Genomic DNA, 1,825 nt, shown 5'->3' on the forward strand with positions numbered 1-1,825 from the left:
CTGCAATCAACTCTCCGTCCGCGATACTCTCCACGTCGAAAATGAAATGGGCAACTTTTTCGGTCATCAGATTCTTCGCTGGATAGATCGTTTCGCGAAGGGCCGCGAAACAGGATGTTGGTTATTTGATTGCTCGGTCGGCGTCGTCGCCACCGCATGCGGTTAAAGGCGTTGCGGCGTTATTTCGATCGATTCTGGACGCTGCTCGGCTTAAACTGCCAGCCATTCTTTCTTAATATGACGTCACCTGCTGTAAAGATATCAAAACTTGGCCAAATTCACACGACAAACTCGTTTTCCTAATTCACCATGAACCAAAACCCCTCTGTCACGATCAATGCATCACGGTTGCTCGAACGTTTTTTGCGTTATGTGCGAATCGATACCGCTGCGGACCCCACCAGTGACGAGTATCCCAGTACGCAAAAACAACGAACACTGGCTCGGTTATTAGAGCAAGAGTTGGTCGCGATGAGCATCTCGGACGCACACATGGACGAGAATGCTTTGGTTTGGGGCACGGTTCCGGCAACCAATGGTGGTGACACTCCGGCTGTCGCCCTGGTCGCTCACATCGATACGTCGCCCGAGGCCCCCAGTGCAAACGTGACGCCGCAAGTCATCGAAGCCTACGCCGGAGGCGATATCTCGCTGCCGTCGGGGATCGAAATCTCATTTTCCGATACCCCCGAATTGGCCTCGATGATCGGCAAGACGTTGGTAACGACCGACGGAACGACCTTGCTCGGTGGTGACGACAAGGCCGGCATCGCAATCATCATGGAGCTTGCCGAAACGTTGATCGAGAACCCACATCTGCAACACGGGGATGTCCGTTTGTTGTTCACCTGTGACGAAGAAATCGGACACGGTACCGACAAAATCGATCTCGAAAAACTCAGTGCGACCGTGGCGTATACCGTGGACGGAGGCGGGGCCGGTGACATCGATGTCGAAACGTTCTCCGCCGATGGTGCAACCGTTCGATTCACGGGCAACAATATCCACCCCGCAATCGCCAAGGACGTGATGCTAAACGCAGTGCGGGCGGCAGCTGATTTTGTCGCCGAGTTGCCTCGCGACGACATGACCCCAGAAACCACTTCGGATCGCCAGGGATTCATCCACCCCAATGCAATCCATGGCGGTGTGGGCGAAGCCACTGTGGAATTGATTTTGCGTTCATTTGATTCCAAGGACTTGGATGGCTACGCCGACATCGTTCGCGCCGCGGCCGAAACGGCGGCTAAGAAGACACCGGGTGTTAAAGCCGATGTCAAGATTTATCGCCAATACCGCAATCTTCGCGAAGGTCTCGAGAAACTGCCTCAGGCGGTTGAGTTTGCCGAGCAGGCGTTCAAGAACCTCGGCCGCCCCTGTAGCCGCGAGATCGTGCGGGGCGGAACCGACGGCAGCCAGTTGACCGAGAAGGGATTGCCGACACCGAATTTGTCCAGCGGCCAGCACAACATCCACAGCGTTCGCGAATTTGCCTGTCTGGACGAAATGGTCGAAGCGACCGAGTATCTGGTCGAACTGCTCGCTCTTTGGAGCACACAGCGATCGTAGCGAAAAAACGCCGCCGGTGTATTGATGGGTTGAGCCGCCCTCGCGTGAGCGGCTCTTTCCACACATTGCCCGCTGCCGAGCGGCCAGTGACATTGAGAAAGAGCGTTCGATTTTGACCGAGCGGCTCGCGCCCAATGTCATCTACCTTGGTACTAAACGAGTGGCGTTTGTAGCGGTGCGGCGCGGGGCCCGCCCGGTCTAAACCGAACGTTTCACTCGCCTCAACCGGACGGCTCGCGCCGTGCCGCTACCAAAG

1 protein-coding gene is annotated in these 1,825 nt (G+C 56.1%); it reads left to right on the plus strand.

Annotated features, from left to right (window positions below; genetic code table 11):
• Nucleotides 1-309: 309 nt before the first annotated feature.
• Complete coding sequence (gene pepT, locus RMSM_RS09770; RefSeq protein ID WP_008694872.1) at nucleotides 310-1,569, plus strand: peptidase T; 1,260 nt, start codon at nucleotides 310-312, stop codon at nucleotides 1,567-1,569.
• Nucleotides 1,570-1,825: the final 256 nt, after the last annotated feature.

Origin of the sequence: Rhodopirellula maiorica SM1 (assembly GCF_000346295.1) — a bacterium.
Classification (GTDB): Bacteria; Planctomycetota; Planctomycetia; order Pirellulales; family Pirellulaceae; genus Novipirellula; species Novipirellula maiorica.

Bases quoted from the DNA above. Each gene is read 5' to 3' on its own strand.
- pepT (WP_008694872.1), top strand. From the start codon at position 310: ATGAACCAAAACCCCTCTGTCACGATCAATGCATCACGGTTGCTCGAA.